Source organism: Vibrio sp. IB15 (assembly GCF_016406055.1).
GTDB classification, from domain to species: domain Bacteria; phylum Pseudomonadota; class Gammaproteobacteria; order Enterobacterales; family Vibrionaceae; genus Vibrio; species Vibrio chagasii.
Window position 1 is genome coordinate 1 of sequence record NZ_JAEFCE010000135.1, and the last position, 1,663, is coordinate 1,663.

Sequence of the window (1,663 nt, forward strand, 5' to 3'; positions counted from 1 at the left end):
GTACTCATAATTCTTTAATCGAAGTTGTTCTAAATAGCCCTTGGCAAAAGATGATCTGCTCCAGCCAGACTGGACAGCGCATTAAGCGACATATTGTTTTTCAAAGTTAACTGGGCTTAGATACCCAAGGGCACTGTGCCTTCTTGTTCGATTATAATCAACTTCGATATACTCAAAAAGTGCTTGGCGCATCTCTTCTCGCGTCATTATCGGCTCGTATTGGACGGCTTCTACTTTCATTGAGTGGAAAAAGCTTTCAACACAAGCGTTATCCCAACAATTTCCTTTCCTGCTCATACTTTGTTTTAGATTATGGGCTGCAATTAAGTCTCGGTAGTCTTTTGAACAATACTGACTACCTCTATCACTATGGATAATCACCCCTTCTGGCATACCTCTGCGGAATAATGCCATTGATAGCGCATCACAGACCAGAGTCGCCGTCATTCTAGTGTTCATTGACCAACCAACGACTTGCCGTGAGTATAAATCGATGACAACAGCTAAATACATCCAACCTTCGCTTGTCGCTAGATAGGTAATATCGCGAGCCCATTTTTGATTCGGCGCTGTCGCATTAAAGTCTTGCTCAAGTAAGTTCGGTGCGACAGGAAGCTTATGCTTACTGTCTGTCGTACATTTAAACTTACGGGCGGCTTTCGCGACTAAGCTCTGGCGCTTCATACTCGCAGCAATGGTTTTTACATCGTGCTTATTCCCATTCTCTTCAAGCTCTTTTTGAATACGCCGTGCACCATCGCGTTCCTTATTATTTGCAAAAACTTCTCGAACCTTGCTATCAAGCTGTTTGCGGTGCTCATTGCGTTGAGTAACTTTGTGGCGATGATTAATCCAGTAATAAAACCCACTTCGAGAAACCCCAAACACCTTAGCCATACGGACAATCCTATACCGCATCAGGTGTTCGAGCATAAACTCATAACAATCTACTTTAGATTTTTCGCGAAGTAGGTGGCGGCCTTTTTTACGATATCTAGCTCTTCAGCTTGCTCAGCCAGTAATCGTTTGAGTTTGGCATTTTCAGTGGCGAGCTCTCTTTCTCTGTCGCTGATCTTCGCGTCTTTTTTAACGGCTTTACGCCACCCATAGATTTGAGATTCATATAACGATAGCTGTCGTGCAGCAGCAGCGACACCGACTTTCTCAGCCAACTTAAGTGCTTCGGCTTTAAACTCAGGAGCATGTTTGATGCGTGTTTTCTTGGTTGTCATTGTCCACCTCGTTAGTGATTGTACTCACTTAACGCAGTGTCCAAAACTGATGGTGCGGATCAAACTGGGGGAGACCATATATGTGAACAACGCTAACCACCCAACCTAAAGCATTGTGTCATAAACACTAAACTTACTTGAAGTGAAAGCGCCGAGCGTTGTGAATCACTCTTAAATTTATTGTTAGGTAAATTTCCAGCGTAGTGCGTTTGCTTCATGCTCCTTTATAAAACTGTCTTTATGATTGCAATATACACCAATATCGTTATCACAAATTGAAGCACCTTCTCGCTTCAAATTACCATAATGCGACGCTATTTCTGGAAATTGAATCAAGTAGTCTCGAAATGCAATATGCCTATTTGCTTCTGGAGACTGACCCGTCCTGATATGGGTTGACACTTGATTGACTAAAACGCTCGATGTACTTC

The 1,663-nt window shown here is 42.9% G+C and carries 2 protein-coding genes; both read right to left on the reverse strand.

Annotated elements, in window-relative coordinates; all coding sequences use genetic code 11:
* Nucleotides 1–81: 81 nt before the first annotated feature.
* A protein-coding gene (locus JC606_RS23070) for an IS3 family transposase (protein WP_198779533.1) occupies nt 82–1,232 on the reverse strand; the annotation gives its coding sequence in 2 pieces (ribosomal slippage) (nt 82–989 and nt 989–1,232; 1,152 coding nt in all).
* Between the two features lie 183 nt (nt 1,233–1,415).
* A partial coding sequence (locus JC606_RS23075) for a GrpB family protein (RefSeq protein ID WP_198779535.1) occupies nt 1,416–1,663 on the reverse strand: 248 nt, incomplete at its 5' end.